We start from the raw sequence: 18,676 nt of genomic DNA, 5'->3' as shown, positions 1-18,676 counted from the left end.
AACTTGGATAATCAAAAACTGTGGACGAAGGATTTTATTATTGTTTCCTCCATCAATTTTTTCTTAACATTTATTTTTTACCTATTAGTGGTCATCATTGCGGTTTATGCAGTCGATGAATATGGTGCTTCTACGAGTCAGGCGGGACTTGTCACCGGAATCTTTATCGTCGGAACACTTATTGGCCGCCTATTTATTGGGCGTTATATCGATCTGATTGGTCGAAAAAAGACATTATTTATTGGTTTAGTGTTATTTATCATCACGACCTTCTTTTACTTCGTACATGCCGGAATCACTTTTCTTCTTATCAATCGCTTCATTCATGGGATTACACTCGGTATCGCCAGCACGGCAACTGGTACAATCGTAGCACAGATCATTCCACCTAAACGCAGAGGTGAAGGAATTGGTTACTTCAGTATGAGTGCGACATTAGCAACAGCAATCGGTCCATTTATTGGTTTGTTTATGTCTCAGCATACGAGTTACCAGGTTATCTTCGGATTATGTCTTGCGATTGGCATCATAGGTTTACTTACGTCTTTCATTTTGTATGTACCACCAATTGAAAACCAAACAAATCAAATTCAAGAGCAAAAAGGCTTTTCAATTGCTAATTACGTGGAACCGAAGGCACTTCCAATTGCATTTGTTACATTTGCGATTTCACTTTGTTATGCAAGTGTTCTATCATTCATCAATTTTTACGCGATTGAAATTGACTTAGTAACAGCGGCAAGCTTTTTCTTCCTTGTCTATTCAATTGCGGTTCTCGTTTCACGTCCTTTCACTGGACGCTTGATGGATATAAAGGGTGCAAACTATGTCATGTATCCGGCCTTTATTATTCTGGCGCTCGGAATGTTCCTGTTAAGTATCGCTCATAACAGCGTGACACTTCTTATATCTGGGGCTCTTATTGGGCTTGGGTTTGGAAATATGCAATCATGCACTCAAGCTGTCGCAATCAAGTTAACTCCCGCACATCGCATGGGACTTGCGACTTCGACTTTCTATATCTTTTTAGATGCGGGTCTTGGCTTTGGTCCTTATCTATTAGGTTTTCTCGTACCGTTAACCGGGTATAGCAAGCTTTATTCCATCTTAAGCATCGTTGCTTTGGTGAGTATTGTTCTTTACTTTTTCATGCATGGAAAGAAAGAAACCTCCAGTCGAAAAAAACCAACAACATCTATATCCATGTAAAAAAAGCGATGCCCCACGGATTTGTAGGGCATCGCTTTTTCTTAGTTTCGGATTCCGTCCATAACAAAACGGACAAGGTTTTCGGTTTCTTGTTCGATATCCAGCGTGTTGTGAGATGGTGAAAGAACAAAATTTGTAACGAGAAATCCACCAAATGTGATCATTAACATTTTTAAAAGGGCATCTGTAGGTAGGTCCTTTATTTCACCACGGCTTTTAAAAAGTTCGATTGCATGTGCAACACGTCTCATAACATTAGTAGAGAAATACGGAAGAAATTCCTTTCTTAATTCTTCACTATATAATAATTCCTTGACGATAATTCGAAAGATTTCTTGATTTTCAAGGATAAATTCCATCCTGTTTTTGATAATCCTTCTTAAAAAATCTTCAAAATGAACAGTATCTTCGGTTAATACCTCTTTAAATACTTTTCCAGCCATTCCAGGTAAAGCTTCTTTTAAAAATGGAATAATCACCGAAAGCAATAAATTATCCTTTGTACCATAATGACGGAAAATGGTGCCTTCTGCTACCCCTGCAGCTTTTGCAATTTCACTTGTAGATGTATTTGCATATCCTTTGTCTGCAAACATTTTAATGGCTGTTTCCGCAATTTTCTGTTGCTTTTCAGTTGGTTTCTTAGATGTTTTTGTTTGTTCAATTATGGCATCCAATAGATTATCTTTAGTCAAATCCCTTTCACTTCCTTCGTTACAATGCGCGGTATTTTTTCAGCGCAAACACATTTAATATAATAAAAACAGTCGCGAATATCACTAATGCTAATAGGTCCAAACTGATGTCAGCAAAACCTAAGCCTTGATACATAACTCCCTTTAATGCATCTGCTGCGTAATAAATAGGCATGACTTTTGCAATGACCTGAAGCCAATCTGCCATTCCCTCAAGGGGGAAAATTCCCGAGAAGAATATTTGCGGGATAATGACAATTGGGATAAATTGAATCATTTGAAATTCAGAAGCTGCAAATGCCGATAATAAAATGCCTAATGATAAAGCCACTAAAGCTAACAATAAATTTATAAGAATGACATTCCAGATTGAGCCTACTAGCACAACATCTAACACGTGAATGGTAAAGAACACAACAATCACGGTTTGAATGATCGCAAAGATTCCAAAGCCAACTAAATAGGCAGTCACTATTTCTCCCCTTCGAATAGGTGTCGCCATCAATCTCTCTAGGGTGCCTGATGTTCTCTCCTTGAGCAATCCAATTCCTGAAATGAGAAATACAAAGAAGAATACGAAGTAGCCAATCAAGATTGGACTAAGCACATCAAAAAATATCGTATCACTATTTCCGTACACATAGTTTGTTTTTAACTCAATTTTTGGAACACTTCCGATTGCGGGTATCTGTTTTACTAGTTTTTCCTGAGCCTGTGCGGCAAATACTTGGTTTACCTTCATTTGTAAGGCTTTTGCGGATGTTGGATCATTGTTTGTTAATGTGAGACTGACGTTGTTGTTTTCCAATTCAAGCAACCCATCGAGATTGTAATCGATTATGGTTTGTTTGGGATTACTTGATTGGTTGAGTTCCTCAATTTGTATATCTACCTCTTTTAAAGCTTTGACTACATTATCATCAACCCCAACAACACCTAGTGCAGGCTCTACAGAATCACCGTTAAACATCACGTACATAAGGGATAAGACTAAAAGTGGTGCAACAAATAATAAGGCTAAAGTTCGCTTATCACGAAGTAGCTGCTGAAAAATTCTTTTTATAAGGGCGATGGTTCTCATTGTCTCATCCTCCCCGCTTGTAAAAATACTTCATCAAAATTACTTGCATGGTACGTTTCTTTTAATTCTATCGGGGTACCTCTTGTTAAAATTCGACCATCACGGACCATTGCAATATAATCGCAACGTTCTGCTTCTTCCATGACATGAGTAGTGACAATGATCGTTTTGCCTTCTTCCTTTTTTAAGCGGAATAGTTCATTCCAAATCGTCAACCTTAGCTCTGGATCAATCCCAACAGTTGGTTCATCTAAAATAAGAATTTGTGGGTTTTGAATTAAAGCGATAGCAAGGGACAAACGGCGTTTCATTCCACCAGAATAGGTAGATACCTTTTTATTTAGGTCATCCGTTAGATTAACGAGTTTTGCCGTATACGCAATTCGTTCTTTTGTTTCGGTTCGATTTAATTTATAAAGTGAAGCAAAAAATGAGAGATTTTCCTTCCCTGTTAGCTCTGTATAGAGTGCATCAGATTGGGCCATATAGCCAATATCCTGGAGCAACTCTAAATTCGGCATTTTCTTCCCTAATACTTGAATGAATCCAGCGTCAGGTGAATCCATCCCAACAATCATTTTCACCAATGTTGTTTTACCCGCTCCTGAAGGACCAATAAATCCATAAATCGTTCCTTCCTCGATGGTAAGGTCGATTTCGTTTAACACAACTTTTTTTCCAAAGCTTTTACCTACCTTTTCAATTTCCACCGTATTGATCATTAAACTACCTCCCTTTACCTTCATCCCCACTAAGGAACTTCTGCATAATAAAAAGTGAGTGATTACTCACATTATCCACCCGTATTTTATGTACGTCAATAAAAAAGTGAGTATTCACTCACAAAAATATTTTTACAAGTAGGATATACGAACAAGCACTTTGTTCTTTTCGTTCATACGATGCATGAAAGGAGGTGACAACCATGGACTTGCTACAATTTTTAAATGAAAATTATTATATGTTGGTTCCTGTGTTATGGGTCATTGGAATTTTCTTAAAACAAACACCTACTATTCCGAATTGGGCGATTACCTGGATCTTATTAGGGGTTTCCTTAGTGGGAGGTGCCTTTTTCTTTGGATTTACAGCAGAAGCAGTTTTCAATGGAGTCATTGCAGCTGGCGTTGCGGTATTTGGGCATCAAATGGTGAAACAAACTGCCGAAGCAATGGAAGGGAAAAAATAACACAATCTCATGCATTTATTCACTTTATGATCGAAAGAATATCCTTTCATTGTAGTTAAAATATAAATCGCCTCACACAAATAACGCTTGGTTTTCCAAGCGTTTTTCTCATGAAGGGTATTAGACCGTACACCTATATACTCTATAGTTTAATTTATCCTTGTATTTACTTACGATTTGTTGATGCTGCTCAAGGATCTCATAATGCTTTTCATGGATTTGATTTGAAAGCATAAAATCATTTGCATACATAACATCCTGCGGTACAAAATGATGCTTGTGTTTTTTAATTTTCACTTGGCGAAAGCCGGATTTCAGAAAATGATAGCGCCATTCTGTCTCTGTTAATACATCGGAAACACCATAGAAACCACAGATAAACTGTTTTTCTTTTTTTGTAAAAGGAAGTGGTTCAGCCGTCATTTCAATTGCTAATAGAACACCGTTTGGCTTTAGTACCCTTTTATACTCTGAAAGGCTTACAGGTATATTTGTAAATGCTGTAACTGATTCTGAAAGAATAAAATCAAACGTCTCATTTTTAAATGGCAAATGTTCAGTCTGCCCTTTAACAACCTTAATTGGTAAGTGCAAGGAGCGAAATCTTTGTATCGCCTTATCCACCATCACTTGATTGTTATCCAAGGCTGTTACATAACACTGATATTGCCTAAAGATGTATGCTGCTGTTTGGCCGGTCCCGCAGCCGACATCAAGGATTGCTGATTTTCGATTCACTTTTTCCCTTGCTAATAGTTGTTTGGTAAGCTGTAAGCCTCCAGGGTGAGCTCCCCCCACTCCATAGGTGGCTAAACTGTCAAGATAAGTGTAGTTCATCTATATTCACCTATTCTTTATTTTTTCAAAAACATGGATAGTAAGGGACTCACCTGACCATATATCTTTCTCATATGTCCCGCTGTAGTAGAGATCTTACTAAAATCAAGCTTTCCATCGGATGTTTGAAAATGGGACATTAAACTAGAAATATTTGATGGCTGTGAATTAGTGAATGGTCTTCTTGGTCTACCTATATTGTTTGGCCTAAAGGGAACAGGTCGTCGTCTTGGTCTTCCATACACCATTTTTTCATCTCCCTACTTTCTACAATTTTTTCGTTTTAATGAAAAAGTTATTATTGAAGGACAATCCTGCCTCATTATGAACGGGAAGTGTCCTTCAACGCAATGTTCAGTTGCTTTTTACTAATTATTGATTCTACAAACTTACCACCAGAGCGCCCCTACTAGGGCAATACCCACAATTGCACCGATTGCAAGACCAACTCCAAAGCCACCCCAGCCATAATAGCCGTAGCCATAGCCACCAAAGTTTCTTCGTGGACCAAATGGGCGGAGATATACCCGGTCACCAGTTACACGATGGATAATTCCACGATGGACCCTTCCATCCCGCATTCTTATTTCAACAGCCCTTCCTCTGTATCTATGACACAAAGAATGATAATATCCGACAGACACGACACTTCACCCCCAAACCTGTAGATAGTTATCATCTTATGTGAGAAATTAAGTTTCGCAGAGGTCAGGTGTCCTAAGACAAGCGCGGAAATTTGTAAAATGTAAAAGTCATCATTCACTTTTTTGAACTATGGGTTTTAGTCGTATAGGTATATTTTTCATATTCTCAGAATACAAACATAAATAATTGTATTTTTACAAGGGAGGGATAATAGTGCAGATTCGAAGAGCCACTTACGATGAAACACAAAGAATACTCAACCATTCTTTGGAGGTCTTAAAAGAATCGACGATGGGTCATGTTAAACAAAGGAAAAAGAAAGCATTAGAATTAATTTCACCATTTCTATCCAATGGGGGATATTACTTGATTTGTGTTGAAAATAATAGAGTCCTAGGCTGGATCGGAGTCGGCAGTTCGGTTGATATTAATACAGATGAAATGATTGGAATCATCCCTGAAATATACGTTCTGCCCAAGTATCGTAATAAAGGGATAGCTAAAATACTATGTAATGAAGCTTTTGCTTATTTAAAAAGTGAAGGATTGAGTAAGGTTCAACTTAATGTATTTTCAGGTAACTACGCAAAACAGATATATGAAGATCTTGGTTTTAAAGAAGTGTCTACTGTCATGGAACGAAAAATTTGATCTTCAAATCCGAAAGAAAGCGTAAATCCTGTACTCGGATTTACGCTTTCTTTTGTTCAATCTTGTCTATTGATTTCGGTACCAGACGAACCAACCTTTATCTTTGCTTTTTGATACAAAGATTTGACCATCTGATGCAACGTCACTTTTTCCTTCCCATCTAGGGAAATGTAAGGTTACTAACCAAGACTTGTCCGCAACTTCTTGTCCACAATACTTAGATGACATTTGATATTCCTTAGCTACCTTTTCATCTAATGGCTGTGCAGTAACGACTTCCCAGTCAGCATAGTGATTTAAGTAATCACCATCACCGAACGTACGAGGGATAATGGTTTCTAATGCCTTCAGGAGTTCATCCTTATAAATAATCGTGGTATTTTCTAGCTGACCCACATTTGGACATTCCACCTTCGATGCGGCACCGACAGTGAATGGGAAAAAGATGACAAGAGTAAGCAGGGATATTACTATTTTTTTCATATTATTCACCTCAGGTAGTAATATCCCAATTATTTCATTGCTTATTCATATATTTTCCAACTTTTTTTATTTCGCTTCGGTCTCGGCTTCCCACTTTGCTACTTCTTCTCTAACGCGTGGTGCCACTTCTTTTCCTAATAGTTCGATGGAACGCATCACATCTTTATGTGGCATTGTTCCGACAGGGCAATGTAGCATAAAACGGGTAACTCCTACATTTTTACGCAAGTGGATGATTTTATTGGCAACATACTCAGGGTCACCTACATATAATGCACCCTCAAAGCTTCGGGCAAAATCAAAGCTTTCACGTGTATATGGTCCCCAGCCACGCTCTTGGCCTAATTTACTCATCGCTTGTGCGGTTGATGGGAAGAATTTTTCTGCTGCTTCTTCCATTGTTTCTCCAACAAATCCATGAGAATGTGAGGCAACGGCTAATTTTGAAAAATCATGACCTGCATGAGCAACGGCTCTCTTATATAATTCAACAAGTGGTGCAAATTGAACCGGCCTACCACCGATGATTGCTAACACTAGCGGCAATCCTAATAATCCTGCACGAACAACTGACTCCTGGTTTCCACCACTTCCAATCCAGATTGGTAATGGATCTTGAACAGGTCGTGGGTAGATTCCACGGTTATTGATAGATGGGCGATGTTTCCCTTGCCAGGTTACTTTCTCTGACCTTTGAATGTGTAGCAATAAATCTAATTTTTCTTCAAAAAGCTCATCGTAATCCTTTAAGTCATAGCCAAACAGTGGGAAGGATTCGATGAAGGATCCTCTTCCCGCCATGATTTCAGCGCGGCCATTTGAAATGGCATCAAGCGTTGAAAAATCCTGGAACACGCGAACCGGATCGGCAGAGGAAAGCACAGTAACCGCACTTGTTAAACGAATTTTCTTCGTTTGTGACGCAGCCGCTGCAAGCACCATGGCTGGAGCTGAAGCCGCGTAATCCTCACGATGATGTTCACCCACTCCGAAAATATCCAAACCTACTTGGTCAGCTAGCACTATTTCCTCTACAACTTCGCGAATTCTTTGTGCGTGACTGATGACCTTACCAGTTTGTGGATCCGGTGTTGTCTCAACAAACGTACTAATTCCTATTTCCAATGTCTGTACCCCCTATTTTATGTATTTCTTACTTGTAACTGTTCTTTAACTATCTCCATTATTTAATAATGTTGTTTTCGATGCAAATTTTAGGATTTGAATTTTGGCTAGGATGTTAATATTGGTGCGGCCGTTTTGTAATCGTTCCTTCATTTTCCGGAGTGCATTTAGTGAGGGTACGATTAATCCTTATTCGTTCCATCAATCGCTACGAGTGGGATCAATGAGGGTACGATTAGACCTTATTCGTTCCATCAATCGCCACGAGTGGGATCAATGAGGGTACGATTAACAAATAATCATATCCTCAGCCGCAAAAAGTAAGCACAGCAGGGTATGATATATCAAAATTATCATTCATAAATCTATTAAAATTGAATTTTATGGAATAAATGTAAAACTTTTTTAAAACTTTTACGTATAATATATATATAGCCTCTAGTTACCAATTCTAATAGGAGGGATGAAAAATGCAATTAGTTCCTGAAAAGCTGCGCGAACCACTCTCACATTTTAAATTTAGTATATTTGAAACAGAATCTCTCAGCACATTTTTCTCGACCTTCAAACTTAAAAGCTATTTCCTACTTCTACTATCACCTATTGGATTAGGAGCATCTGCCTATGTTGCTCAAATGTCGTTTGGGGTTGAATCACTCGGCATTTCGGTTGGGTTGTTTTTATTTAGTCTATTAGTCTTGCTACCTTGGACGCTAGTGCCCATCACCTTTCTGTTTACTACCTACCATTCAAAAACATGGCAACGCATACTATCGTGGATATATGTAGGTCTGCTCATTGCTTCTTATATTTATTGGTTCGTTTTATTTTAGTCAAACATTAGTATGAAAGGATGGCTCTAGAATATGGAGTTATCCTTTCTTGTTAGTTAAACACTTTTCCGATGCTCCCCAAAAAAATAGTGCCTACCCCATCGGGTAAACACTATTTTGAAAATTTTATAGTTTTACAGTCCATCCAAACACGTCTTCTGCTGTTCCGTTTTGAATGCTGGTAATGGTGTCGTATAATTTCTTCGATAAGGCACCTGTTTCACCGTTGTTAATGATTAGTTTTTCATTATTATAGAAAAGCTCTCCAACTGGGGAGATTACAGCAGCTGTTCCCGTTCCAAAGACTTCTTCAAGAATCCCTTCATTATAGGCCTCTTGGATTTCAGAAATCGAAATTCTACGTTCTGTAACAGGTATGTTCCAGTATTTTAAAAGTTCAATAATGGACTTACGAGTGATTCCATCTAAAATACTACCATTTAATGCAGGTGTAATCACTTCTCCATTCATTTTAAAGAAGATATTCATGCTGCCTACTTCTTCAATATATTCTCTCTCTCTACCGTCAAGCCATAGTACTTGAGAATATCCATTTTCACCAGCAATTTCTGATGCTAATAAACTTGCAGCATAGTTACCAGCTGTTTTGGCATCACCTGTTCCACCTGCAACCGCACGAACAAATTTATTCTCAACTGCAATTTTTACAGGATTGATACCTTCTTTATAATAAGAGCCTACTGGGGATAAGATAATCATTAATTTATAATTTTTAGCCGGATCGACGCCAAGATGTGCTTCCGTAGCAATCATAAATGGACGGATATACAAGGAAGTGCCAGGTAGATTTGGAACCCAATCTCTATCGATTTCAATTAGCTTCTTCAATGCATGAAGAGCAAATTCTTCGTCAAACTGTGGCATAACTAAGCGCTGGTTAGACTTATTGAATCTCTTCATGTTCTGATCAGGTCTGAATAATAAAATTTCCTCGTCCTTTGTACGATAGGCTTTTAATCCTTCAAACACAGATTGACCATAATGAAAAACGGTCGCTGCAGGATCTAATGGAATGGATTGATACGGGACAATACGAGCATCGTGCCATCCTCTTCCTTCAGTGTAATCCCACATAAACATATGGTCCGTGAAGCTTGTTCCAAACACCAATTGGTCAAATGGAGGTATCTCTTTCTTCTGAGTTGTAAGGGTGATGTCAAGTTTAAAATCTGTCGTCATGTTAATCCCAGCTTTCGTTTGATATAAATCTTTGGTAATAATCGAAATCTTATATTATTCTGATAATAATATCAACTATTTTATCATAATCTTATGAAAAATGGACCATGCAACTTATACATTTCGAAGAATTTTTTGGAAACAGTAAAATGGCGACCGATTAACTGGACGCCTTTTGTTCTTTTTACTTAGCTGTATAATACCCTTTTACCATTTCGCCCATTACCCAATTTGTTCGTGCACCCGATTCACCAGTGCTTGGGCAAACTCCACTTTTACCTGTCAATTCAGCTACAATGGTTTCCACAAGTGGTTGGTGAACATGCTGAGGGCGCTCAAATCTCCACTCTTCTGTTCCGTTCGCGGTTGTTAACAAAATGGGCTCATTTCCGAAAGTAGAGAATGTAATTTTTCCTTTGCTACCGACGATTTCATTGATATCCTCTTCTTGAAATGCCGCAAAACACCAATTGCCAACACCATGGATTCCAGATTCAAATAAATAAGTGCCGGTTACAATATCTTCCGCTTTGTAACGCCCACCCTGATTTGAAGCGAAGCCGTATACTTCCTTAATGGGTCCAAGCAAGAAATCTAATATATCTAAGGTATGACTTCCTAAATCAAAGAATAATCCCCCACCTGAAACTTCAGGTTGTACTCGCCATGGAAGGGCATTTGGATCTTCAGTTGCCATCCGGTATTGTGTGGTTGATACAAATCGTACTTCCCCTACCGCTCCGTTCTCCAGCAACTCTTTTATTTTCAAAAATCTTTGTTGTGCTCTACGATAGTAAGCAACATATAGTGGAACATTTGCTACTTTACAGGCATCAATCATTTCTTCACATTCTTCATAATTTCGTGCCATTGGCTTTTCAACATACACGGGCTTGCCAGCCTTTGCAGCCTTCAATGTATATTCTTTGTGAGATCCCGGTGGTGTTGCGATATAAATAGCATCCACTTCTAGGTCTTGAATAAGCTCGTCCGCATTGTCATACCATTTCGGTACATGATGTCTCTCAGCATAATCCTTCGCTAATTCACCTGTTCTTCGCATCACCGCAACCAACTCAGAATTCGCGATTTTTTGAAATGCAGGACCACTCTTTACTTCGGTCACGTTTCCACAACCAATAACTCCCCAACGAACCTTCTTATAAGACATAGCCGAAACTCCCCTATCAAAAAACGTTATATAAAAAGTATACCTCAAAAAGTGCTGCTTGCACAAAGGACCATTCAATAAGGAAAGTTGCCGAATGACCTGAATTTATATTACTTAACGTTAAAACGCTGAGTGATTTCTGATAATGATTTTGACAGATTATGAAGTCTTTTTCCTACCCCGTTTGAATTTTCCATTTGTTGAATTTGGCTTTCACTATAGGCTAACATTTCTTCGGCACTAGCTAATGTCTCTTGTGACACAGATGAGAATTGGGTTACGGATTGCTGTAGTTCTGGAACAATGCTCTCGAGTCCTGTTAATTCTTCCTGCATTACTTCAATGTTTTCACTTACTTCATAAATCCCTTGCATTAACTCATTAATAGAGATTTTTGAGTCATTTGCCAATTGGAGGTTGGAATTAATTTGGATCAGCATTTGGTCAAATTCCTTTGAAGCAAGTAATGTAATAGACTCCATTTTTGTGATCGCATTCGAAATTTCATCAGTCGCTTTCGTTGATTGTTCCGCAAGCTTTTGAACCTCTTGTGCGACGACAGCAAACCCTTTTCCAGCTTCACCCGCACGTGCAGCTTCAATGGTTGCATTTAAAGCTAAGAGTTTTGTTTGTTTCGCAATTTCCGTTACTAACTCCACAAGTGATGTAATCTCGAGTGAATAGTCCTTCACTTCTCTAATGGTTTTTGTAAGACGATTGAAATCATTTTCAAACGATTGAGTTGTTGCAATCAACTGTCCTATATTTCGTTCACCTCGTCCAGCTGAGAGATTCATATTTTTTGAGCTGTCGATAACAGTTTCCATGTTTTTTATAATATCCACTATCCGATTTGACATCGTCTTAAATCCTAATGCACTCTCCTCAGAGCTACTTGCTGTATGTTCTGCACCTTGTCTGACTGTATCAATCGCCGAAATTAATTGATGACTTGATTCAAGCGCATCCTTAGATGAAACATTTAATTCATCACCTGTTGTTTCTAATTCTTTAGTTGACGTCTTCAATTCATTTAACATACTTCTCATTTGATCAATCATGGCATTATAACTCTTATGCAATGAAGTAATTTCAGGAATCGTTGTACGTATATCGACTGAATGCTTGAGATTCCCTTCCCTTACTTCTTTCATCGTATTTCGTAATGCACTTAATGGCCTAACTATTGTTCGCACTAATAAAATAATCACAACCGTCATCACAATGATACTAACTGCCATTACAAGTAATGTAAAATAAGCCATTTGATCGATCGGCCCTGTATAGGATTTCGTCGGAATAAGAATTCCATAAATACCACCTATCTCGTTAATGCTAAGGAACGAGATTGTGAAATCATCTCCATTAATCTTTTCATGAAGGACACCTTTTTTGCGATCGACTAGTTCTGTGATTGTTTTTTTCGAAAAATCCGGAATGGCATCTTTACTCACCTTAAAAGGGACTACTTCTTGGTTTTGAATATAGAAAAACTCCGCTTCGACTCCATCTGCTTCAAGCTTCTTCTGCTGGACTCGAACATTTCCATTTAACTGCTGCATAAAATAATCGTAATCGTCTTTACCGACATAAACAAATTTTAAACTTTCTGCAATATAGCTCATAAACTCTGCTTCACGTACTAATCGATTTTCAATTGTTTCAATTGTCGTATCTTTTGCCTTTATGTATGAGACTGTTCCAACTGTCACTACAGATATCACGAGTAAAGAAACAAACAGGATAAATAATCGGGCACTCAAATTAATTCGTTGTAAAAATCCCTGCAGGAACCGTCTTTTGCCATTAGTCTCTTTATCTATCATTTTTACTTTGCGCAACTTTTTCCCCATGCGTAGAACCCCCAAACTCCATGTCTTTTTACCTATATACATAAAATTATAAACAAGCATTGTAAATTCCCCGTAAAGATTGTGTAAAGGGATTATATTTCGACCTTTAATTTATGAAACTTAATGGTTAACTTTTATCAGAATTATTTGATATTATTAGTTTATACGTAAGGAGGGATTACAGTGGTTTTGGATTTAGTAGATGTTACACTTCGACGTGACAAAACGCTTATTCTGCAGAATATTAATTGGCAAATTGAACAAGGGGAACATTGGGTACTTTACGGTTTGAATGGTTCTGGAAAAACGGCATTATTGGATTTAATCAATGCCTACAATTTCCCAACTAGTGGCACAGCCACAGTTCTGGGGTTTGAATTTGGAAAGATGTATCTTGGTGAGGAACTTCGTAAGAATATTGGCTTTGTTTCCTCCTCTTTACAGCAAAAGTTCTACCCGACTGATAACGCGTTCGAGGTTGTCTTAAGCGGAGCCTTCGCGTCCATCGGTTTGTATGAAACACCTACAGACGAAATGAGAGAAAAAGCAATTGGACTCCTTGAGGCGCTTGGGTGTATCAGGTATGCAAACCGAGAATATGCAACTCTATCACAAGGTGAAAAACAACGAGTACTGATCGCGCGAGCATTAATGGCAAATCCAACGATTCTCATTTTGGACGAACCTACAAATGGGTTGGATTTTATTGCAAGAGAACAATTATTAGAATCCATTGAAAGACTCGCTACTAAAGAAGATTCGCCTTCCATTATTTATGTCACCCATCATGTGGAAGAAATTCTTCCCGTCTTTACGAAAACATTGCTTCTTAAAAATGGCGAAGTATTTGCTTCTGGACAAACGAATCAAATCATTACAAGTGATATTCTTTCAAACTTCTTCAATCTCCCAGTTCATGTTCATTGGGAAGATAACCGTCCTTATCTAGTAAAAAGTAAGTAAAACATAGCCAGCCCTTGTTCATAAATGGGCTGGCATCATTCTATTCTTCTGCAATTAACCTTGAATCATCAGATAGCGGCGAAAACCTTGCATTGAAAAATCGCAGTGTAGGAGGCTCGTAAACCATTCGCAACCCGCTAATCTTGTTTCTTTTTTCATAGAGGGCCATCACAGAATCAGCAACAACATCCATGTGATTATTCGTATATACTCTTCTAGGGATTGTTAATCGAATGAGCTCTAACTTTGGTTTGTTATGTTCGCCGGTTTCCTTGTTTCTTCCCGCCGAGACAATTCCTCTTTCCATTGCCCTAACACCCGAATCTACATACCAAAGCTGCAGCCAGTGCTTGAGCAGGAAACTCCTCTTGGTTTAAATGGGGTAAAAATTGTCTTGCATCCAAATAGACCGCATGCCCCCCAATCGGCTGAACAACTGGAATTCCTGCCTCGATCAACTGCTGTCCAAGATAACGAACCTGCTGAATACGGTGGTGGATATAATGATCATCGATAGATTCATAAATTCCTTGTGCCATTGCTTCCATATCACGTCCAGCCATTCCTCCATAGGACGGCATCCCTTCATATACAACCACTAATTCACGTGATCTTGCGTAAAGCTCCTCGTCATTCATCGCGAGGAATCCTCCGATATTCACCAAACAATCTTTTTTCCCGCTCATTGTACAACCATCTGAATAGGAAAGCATCTCTTTTAAAATATCCTTAATCCGATGGTTCTCATAACCCGCTTCTCGTTCCTTGATAAAATAGGCATTCTCTACACAGCGTGTGGCATCGAACATCACGTCAATTCCATAACTTTTACATAGGGTATAGACCTCTCTCATGTTTTTCATACTAACTGGCTGTCCTCCAGCCATATTGACGGTTACAGCCACACAAACATACGGAATACGCTCTGCCCCAACCTCCTGAATAAGAGCCTGTAATTTAGATAAATCGACGTTCCCTTTAAACGGATGTTCCGTCGTTGAATCATGCGCTTCTTCAATGATGATATCAACAAATTTCGCTCCATTTAGCTCCTGATGAGCACGAGTTGTTGTAAAATACATATTCCCAGGAACCACATCACCCGGCTTTATTTTTAACTGGGATAATATGTTTTCTGCTCCACGTCCTTGGTGTGTTGGTAAAACATACGTATATCCATAAATCTCCCTGACTGCCTGTTCAAGCCTTTTCCAGCTTTTACTTCCCGCATACGCTTCATCTCCAACCATTAAGGAACCCCATTGACGGTCACTCATCGCACTTGTCCCACTATCTGTTAGGAGATCAATATAGACATCTTGCGAATCAATCAAGAAAGTATTGTAACCAGCTCGCTCCAATGCTTCTTTTCTTTCCTCATACGTTAGCATTGCTAATGGTTCCACTGCCTTAATTTTATATGGCTCTGCCGTTCTTCTTTTCACCCGAACCCCTCCGTTTTTATAGAAAATTCAATCTATGTATAATGTAAAACATGTTCGTGATTCCTCTCAAGAATCTCCGGTGCATGATAAAAGCTTTAAACCATTGAAAAACGTCTTTCCGTTGTCACTGGAAAGGCGTCCTTACATATTATTGAAATATGGTTTCAAAATAATCTGTTTCATTTTGCAATATCCATTTCAAACAAATGTTTGTTTGGCATCCTAAGCCAATAGCAGCAAGCACTTGAAAATTCAATCCAACGTTTGTTTAAATGGAATTCATCCATCTACATTTTAGCTGTTATATATCCAAAAATGGCATTTTTACTATTCTACTCTATTTTTTCTCGAGTGCTAGCTTGCGTATTACCGCTTCATGCTGTGGATATTTCTTAAGTAATTCCTCTTGTGTAAATAATTCAAAATCCTCAAATTCAAATCCAGGTGAAACCATACACCCTACTAGTGAGAATGTATTTTCTTCTTTAACGGAAGACCCAAATATTGAATTTTTAGGCACACGTACTTGTGGAACCTCTCCTTTTTCAAGATTAAGCCCAAGCTGCATTTCTTTGTATTCTCCTGATTCGTCAATGATATGGACGGTTAATGAGCTACCGCCATGGTAATACCAGAGCTCGTCTGATTTTAATCGATGTAAATGGGATATATCTTCAGACCCTAGTAGAAAATATATACTCGTATACAATTTTCTTTGGTTATCTTGCTCAGTATCGATTATCACATCGGAAGCAAATGTTTGCTTATAAAACCCGCCCTCTGGATGCGGCTCAAGCCCAAGGTGTGATATATAAAACTGTGCGTCTTTTTCGTTCATTGGTAAAACTCCCCTCAAATTAAACATCTAGTGTTAGTATATCCTAAAAGCAAAAAGAAGGAGTAGCCCCAAAGGCTACTCCTTTACCATTTACACATCAACCTCTTTACCCACACCAGCTTTTATTGCTTTTTCGTAGACTGAGGCTGCTACTGCTAAATCAAAATATGCTGTCCCGACTGATTTAAAAAATGTAATCTCTTCATTCTTTTCCCGACCAGCTATTTTCCCTAACACCAACTCACTCAATTCCCCATGCAGTTCATCAAAACTCCACACTCCTTTATTTGCTGGAATGATGAAGTCACCAGCTTCGTCTTTTACACCTTCCATCGTATCGGCTACGATTTTTGAGCATCTCAGAATCGATTCTTCATCGACCTCTTGCATATGAGGAAGATAAGAACCAACTCCGTTAATATGTGTTCCTGGTCGTAAAGCTTGTCCTGAGAAAACAGGTACCGCAGAACGTGTTGCACAAATGATAATATCTGCTTTTGAAACAGCTTCATCAGGTCTATCCATGATCGTAATTGAACCAGAAAATCCTGGGCTCAATTCTGGAATTCTTTTTTCAAAAGCTATAGCCTTCTCCCTCGTACGGTTGAATAGCATAATCTCCTTGATTTCACGGACTTCTAAAACCGCTTGTAGCTGTTCCTCGGCCATAGCCCCTGTTCCAATCACTACAACAGCGGAAGCATCCTTTTTAGCTAAATGCTTTGTTGCAATTCCACTGACTGCACCAGTCCGCAAACGTGTTAGATAAGAAGCATTTAAACAAGCAAGGTGCTCCCCACTGTCTGTGTCACTTAGTAATATTACACCTTGTGTTGTGTTCTTGCCCACGGAAGGATTATGCGGAAAAATCGTTACGACTTTAACTGCAGATTTACCAACCGGTTCCATCGAACTTGGCATATATAATGCTGATGCCTCCTTCGCTGGAAAATCAAAGACTGTGCGATGAGGATTTACTACTTTTCCTTCTTCATAAAAGGTAAGTGCCTCTTCTAAATCCCGAATGGCATCAGACATCGAATACAACGTCCTAATCTCGGATTCTGATAATATAAGCATGGTATCCCCTTCTTTCTTTTCCTCATCATACTATATATTGGAAAAAGGAACCGCTACCTGCGATTCCCTTAAAAACTAGGCTGTTTCCTCGCTATCCAGGTCTTCATTTTTACGATCACGTACAGTCGCAACGGCAATGAGGGATATCGCAGCCGTTAAGATAATGTATAATGCAACAGGAACATAGGAGTTGTTGAATGCTGCAAGTAATGCTGTTGCAACAAGTGGAGCTGTTCCTCCAGCTAGTGCTGCTCCTATTTGATATCCTAATGTAATTCCAGTGTAGCGGACATTAGATTTGAAAATCTCTGAAAACATCGTTCCAAGTACAGCTGTAATTGGAGCCCATATGATTCCAAGTCCTAAAATCGTTGCAACCACTAATAAGGCCACTGATTCTTGATGGAGTAGCCAAAAATAAGGAAATGCGTACAACATCATTAAAATGGTCCCACCAACATAAAGCTTTTTACGTCCCACTTTATCAGATAAATTCCCCATGATTGGAATGAGAATGGTTGTTACAATCGTTGCAATCGTGACAGCATTTAAAGTAGCTGTACGTGAGAAACCGAGTTGTGTTGTCGCATATGATACGATAAATGTACCAAAAATATAGAATGGAGCCGTTTCAACAACCTTTCCTCCAATTGCAATTAAAACCTCTTTCCAATGTGTGCGCATCGTTTCAAAAAACGGAATCTTGGCGACCTCCCCTTTTTCTTGTACCATTTTAAAGGAAGGTGTTTCCTCAATTCCTTTCCGAATCCATAACCCAAATACGACAAGTAATGCACTTAGAATGAATGGAACACGCCATCCCCATGACATAAAGGCTGCATCTGGTAATAAAGTCATTAAAGATAAAGCCAACGTTCCGAGCAATAATCCAATTGTGACACCCATTTGGGGTACACTTCCGAATAATCCACGTCTTTCCTTTGGTGCATATTCAACTGCCAGTAAGAGCGCACCTCCCCACTCACCGCCTAAGCCAATTCCTTGAATAAGACGCAGTACAATTAGTAAAATTGGTGCAATAACCCCAATTTGCTCATATGTAGGAAGGAATCCCATAAGAACTGTCGCCCCACCCATAAGAGAAAGTGTTAAGACTAAGGTTTTCTTTCTGCCGATTTTATCGCCAATATGGCTAAAAATAACTCCACCAAGCGGTCGGATGAAAAACGACAGTGCGAACGAAGCATAAGCCAACATAAGTCCTACAGTTGGATCGTCGCTATGGAAAAAGGCCGTATTAAAAACAAGCGCGGCAACAGTCCCATACAAAAAGTAATCAAACCACTCAATCGAACTACCGACAAGGCTTGCAATGAGTACTTTCTTTTCCACCTTTGTTTGCATTGCTTTTCCCCCT

At 38.8% G+C, this 18,676-nt stretch carries 21 protein-coding genes; 5 read left to right on the top strand and 16 right to left on the bottom strand.

What is annotated here, in order from left to right; translation table 11 throughout:
• The first annotated feature begins 3 nt into the window (after nt 1-3).
• On the top strand, nt 4-1,209 hold the full coding sequence (locus tag E1I69_RS12025) for an MFS transporter (protein WP_136379859.1): 1,206 nt from the start codon (nt 4-6) through the stop codon (nt 1,207-1,209).
• Nucleotides 1,210-1,250: 41 nt separating this feature from the next.
• Here the strand turns inward: E1I69_RS12025 and E1I69_RS12020 are convergent, their stop codons facing one another.
• Genes E1I69_RS12020 through E1I69_RS12010 form a run of 3 tightly spaced genes read right to left on the bottom strand, consistent with a single transcriptional unit; the run spans nt 1,251 to nt 3,707 of the window.
• Nucleotides 1,251-1,904 carry a TetR/AcrR family transcriptional regulator gene (locus tag E1I69_RS12020; protein WP_136379858.1) on the bottom strand — a complete coding sequence of 218 codons (654 nt, stop codon included), beginning with the start codon at nt 1,902-1,904 and terminating at the stop codon, nt 1,251-1,253.
• Between the two features lie 19 nt (nt 1,905-1,923).
• Nucleotides 1,924-2,985, bottom strand: coding sequence for an ABC transporter permease (locus E1I69_RS12015; protein ID WP_136379857.1), 1,062 nt, complete (start codon nt 2,983-2,985; stop codon nt 1,924-1,926).
• Nucleotides 2,982-3,707, bottom strand: coding sequence for an ABC transporter ATP-binding protein (locus tag E1I69_RS12010; protein ID WP_136379856.1), 726 nt, complete (start codon nt 3,705-3,707; stop codon nt 2,982-2,984). Before E1I69_RS12010 ends, E1I69_RS12015 begins: the two co-directional genes overlap by 4 nt.
• Before the next feature lie 203 nt (nt 3,708-3,910).
• Here E1I69_RS12010 and E1I69_RS12005 point away from each other — a divergent pair, with 203 nt between their 5' ends.
• Nucleotides 3,911-4,174, top strand: a complete 264-nt coding sequence (locus tag E1I69_RS12005) for a phage holin family protein (protein ID WP_136379855.1) — start codon at nt 3,911-3,913, stop codon at nt 4,172-4,174.
• Between the two features lie 120 nt (nt 4,175-4,294).
• Here E1I69_RS12005 and E1I69_RS12000 read toward each other — a convergent pair whose 3' ends face one another.
• From E1I69_RS12000 to E1I69_RS11990, 3 genes are all read right to left on the bottom strand, one after another.
• Nucleotides 4,295-5,011, bottom strand: coding sequence for a class I SAM-dependent methyltransferase (locus E1I69_RS12000; protein ID WP_136379854.1), 717 nt, complete (start codon nt 5,009-5,011; stop codon nt 4,295-4,297).
• A 17-nt stretch (nt 5,012-5,028) separates the two neighbouring features.
• Nucleotides 5,029-5,259 carry a YppG family protein gene (locus E1I69_RS25480; RefSeq protein ID WP_136379853.1) on the bottom strand — a complete coding sequence of 77 codons (231 nt, stop codon included), beginning with the start codon at nt 5,257-5,259 and terminating at the stop codon, nt 5,029-5,031.
• Between the two features lie 141 nt (nt 5,260-5,400).
• Nucleotides 5,401-5,655: a hypothetical protein gene (locus E1I69_RS11990; protein WP_136379852.1), complete on the bottom strand. Its 255-nt coding sequence runs from the start codon at nt 5,653-5,655 to the stop codon at nt 5,401-5,403.
• Between the two features lie 214 nt (nt 5,656-5,869).
• On the opposite strand from E1I69_RS11990, the gene E1I69_RS11985 reads away from it, so the two are divergent.
• A complete protein-coding gene (locus E1I69_RS11985) occupies nt 5,870-6,307 on the top strand; it encodes a GNAT family N-acetyltransferase (RefSeq protein ID WP_136379851.1) in 438 nt (145 codons plus the stop codon).
• 66 nt (nt 6,308-6,373) lie between these two features.
• Here the strand turns inward: E1I69_RS11985 and E1I69_RS11980 are convergent, their stop codons facing one another.
• Both E1I69_RS11980 and E1I69_RS11975 read right to left on the bottom strand, forming a co-directional pair.
• A complete protein-coding gene (locus E1I69_RS11980; RefSeq protein ID WP_136379850.1) occupies nt 6,374-6,790 on the bottom strand; it encodes a hypothetical protein in 417 nt (138 codons plus the stop codon).
• Nucleotides 6,791-6,856: 66 nt separating this feature from the next.
• Nucleotides 6,857-7,915 (bottom strand): LLM class flavin-dependent oxidoreductase, encoded by a 1,059-nt coding sequence (locus E1I69_RS11975; protein WP_136379849.1) that lies wholly within the window; start codon nt 7,913-7,915, stop codon nt 6,857-6,859.
• A gap of 470 nt (nt 7,916-8,385) precedes the next feature.
• Between E1I69_RS11975 and E1I69_RS11970 the strand changes: the two genes are divergently transcribed.
• On the top strand, nt 8,386-8,748 hold the full coding sequence (locus E1I69_RS11970) for a hypothetical protein (protein WP_136379848.1): 363 nt from the start codon (nt 8,386-8,388) through the stop codon (nt 8,746-8,748).
• A gap of 126 nt (nt 8,749-8,874) precedes the next feature.
• On the opposite strand, the gene E1I69_RS11965 is transcribed toward E1I69_RS11970, so the two are convergent.
• The 3 genes from E1I69_RS11965 to E1I69_RS11955 form a co-directional block, all read right to left on the bottom strand.
• The gene (locus tag E1I69_RS11965) at nt 8,875-9,948 is read right to left on the bottom strand and encodes a branched-chain amino acid aminotransferase (protein WP_136379847.1); all 1,074 of its coding nucleotides are present in this window, start codon (nt 9,946-9,948) and stop codon (nt 8,875-8,877) included.
• Nucleotides 9,949-10,132: 184 nt separating this feature from the next.
• Complete coding sequence (locus E1I69_RS11960) at nt 10,133-11,119, bottom strand: Gfo/Idh/MocA family protein (protein WP_136379846.1); 987 nt, start codon at nt 11,117-11,119, stop codon at nt 10,133-10,135.
• 110 nt (nt 11,120-11,229) lie between these two features.
• Nucleotides 11,230-12,972: a methyl-accepting chemotaxis protein gene (locus E1I69_RS11955; RefSeq protein WP_242634585.1), complete on the bottom strand. Its 1,743-nt coding sequence runs from the start codon at nt 12,970-12,972 to the stop codon at nt 11,230-11,232.
• 183 nt (nt 12,973-13,155) lie between these two features.
• On the opposite strand from E1I69_RS11955, the gene E1I69_RS11950 reads away from it, so the two are divergent.
• Complete coding sequence (locus E1I69_RS11950; protein WP_136379845.1) at nt 13,156-13,935, top strand: ABC transporter ATP-binding protein; 780 nt, start codon at nt 13,156-13,158, stop codon at nt 13,933-13,935.
• Nucleotides 13,936-13,975: 40 nt separating this feature from the next.
• Here the strand turns inward: E1I69_RS11950 and E1I69_RS25235 are convergent, their stop codons facing one another.
• The 5 genes from E1I69_RS25235 to E1I69_RS11930 all read right to left on the bottom strand — a co-directional run bounded on the left by E1I69_RS25235 (nt 13,976) and on the right by E1I69_RS11930 (nt 18,663).
• Nucleotides 13,976-14,242, bottom strand: a complete 267-nt coding sequence (locus tag E1I69_RS25235; protein ID WP_278186161.1) for a beta-eliminating lyase-related protein — start codon at nt 14,240-14,242, stop codon at nt 13,976-13,978.
• Nucleotides 14,243-14,246: 4 nt separating this feature from the next.
• The gene (locus E1I69_RS11945; RefSeq protein ID WP_278186160.1) at nt 14,247-15,380 is read right to left on the bottom strand and encodes a tryptophanase; all 1,134 of its coding nucleotides are present in this window, start codon (nt 15,378-15,380) and stop codon (nt 14,247-14,249) included.
• 337 nt (nt 15,381-15,717) lie between these two features.
• Nucleotides 15,718-16,218 (bottom strand): cupin domain-containing protein, encoded by a 501-nt coding sequence (locus E1I69_RS11940; protein WP_136379844.1) that lies wholly within the window; start codon nt 16,216-16,218, stop codon nt 15,718-15,720.
• A gap of 90 nt (nt 16,219-16,308) precedes the next feature.
• Complete coding sequence (locus E1I69_RS11935) at nt 16,309-17,298, bottom strand: ornithine cyclodeaminase family protein (RefSeq protein ID WP_136379843.1); 990 nt, start codon at nt 17,296-17,298, stop codon at nt 16,309-16,311.
• 75 nt (nt 17,299-17,373) lie between these two features.
• Complete coding sequence (locus E1I69_RS11930; RefSeq protein WP_136379842.1) at nt 17,374-18,663, bottom strand: MFS transporter; 1,290 nt, start codon at nt 18,661-18,663, stop codon at nt 17,374-17,376.
• Nucleotides 18,664-18,676 lie beyond the last annotated feature (13 nt).

Origin of the sequence: Bacillus timonensis, from assembly GCF_004799755.1 — a bacterium.
Classification (GTDB): Bacteria; Bacillota; Bacilli; order Bacillales; family Bacillaceae_L; genus Ferdinandcohnia; species Ferdinandcohnia timonensis_A.
Note: the sequence above shows the minus strand (reverse complement) of the source record. Positions and strands in the feature narration are given on the sequence as shown.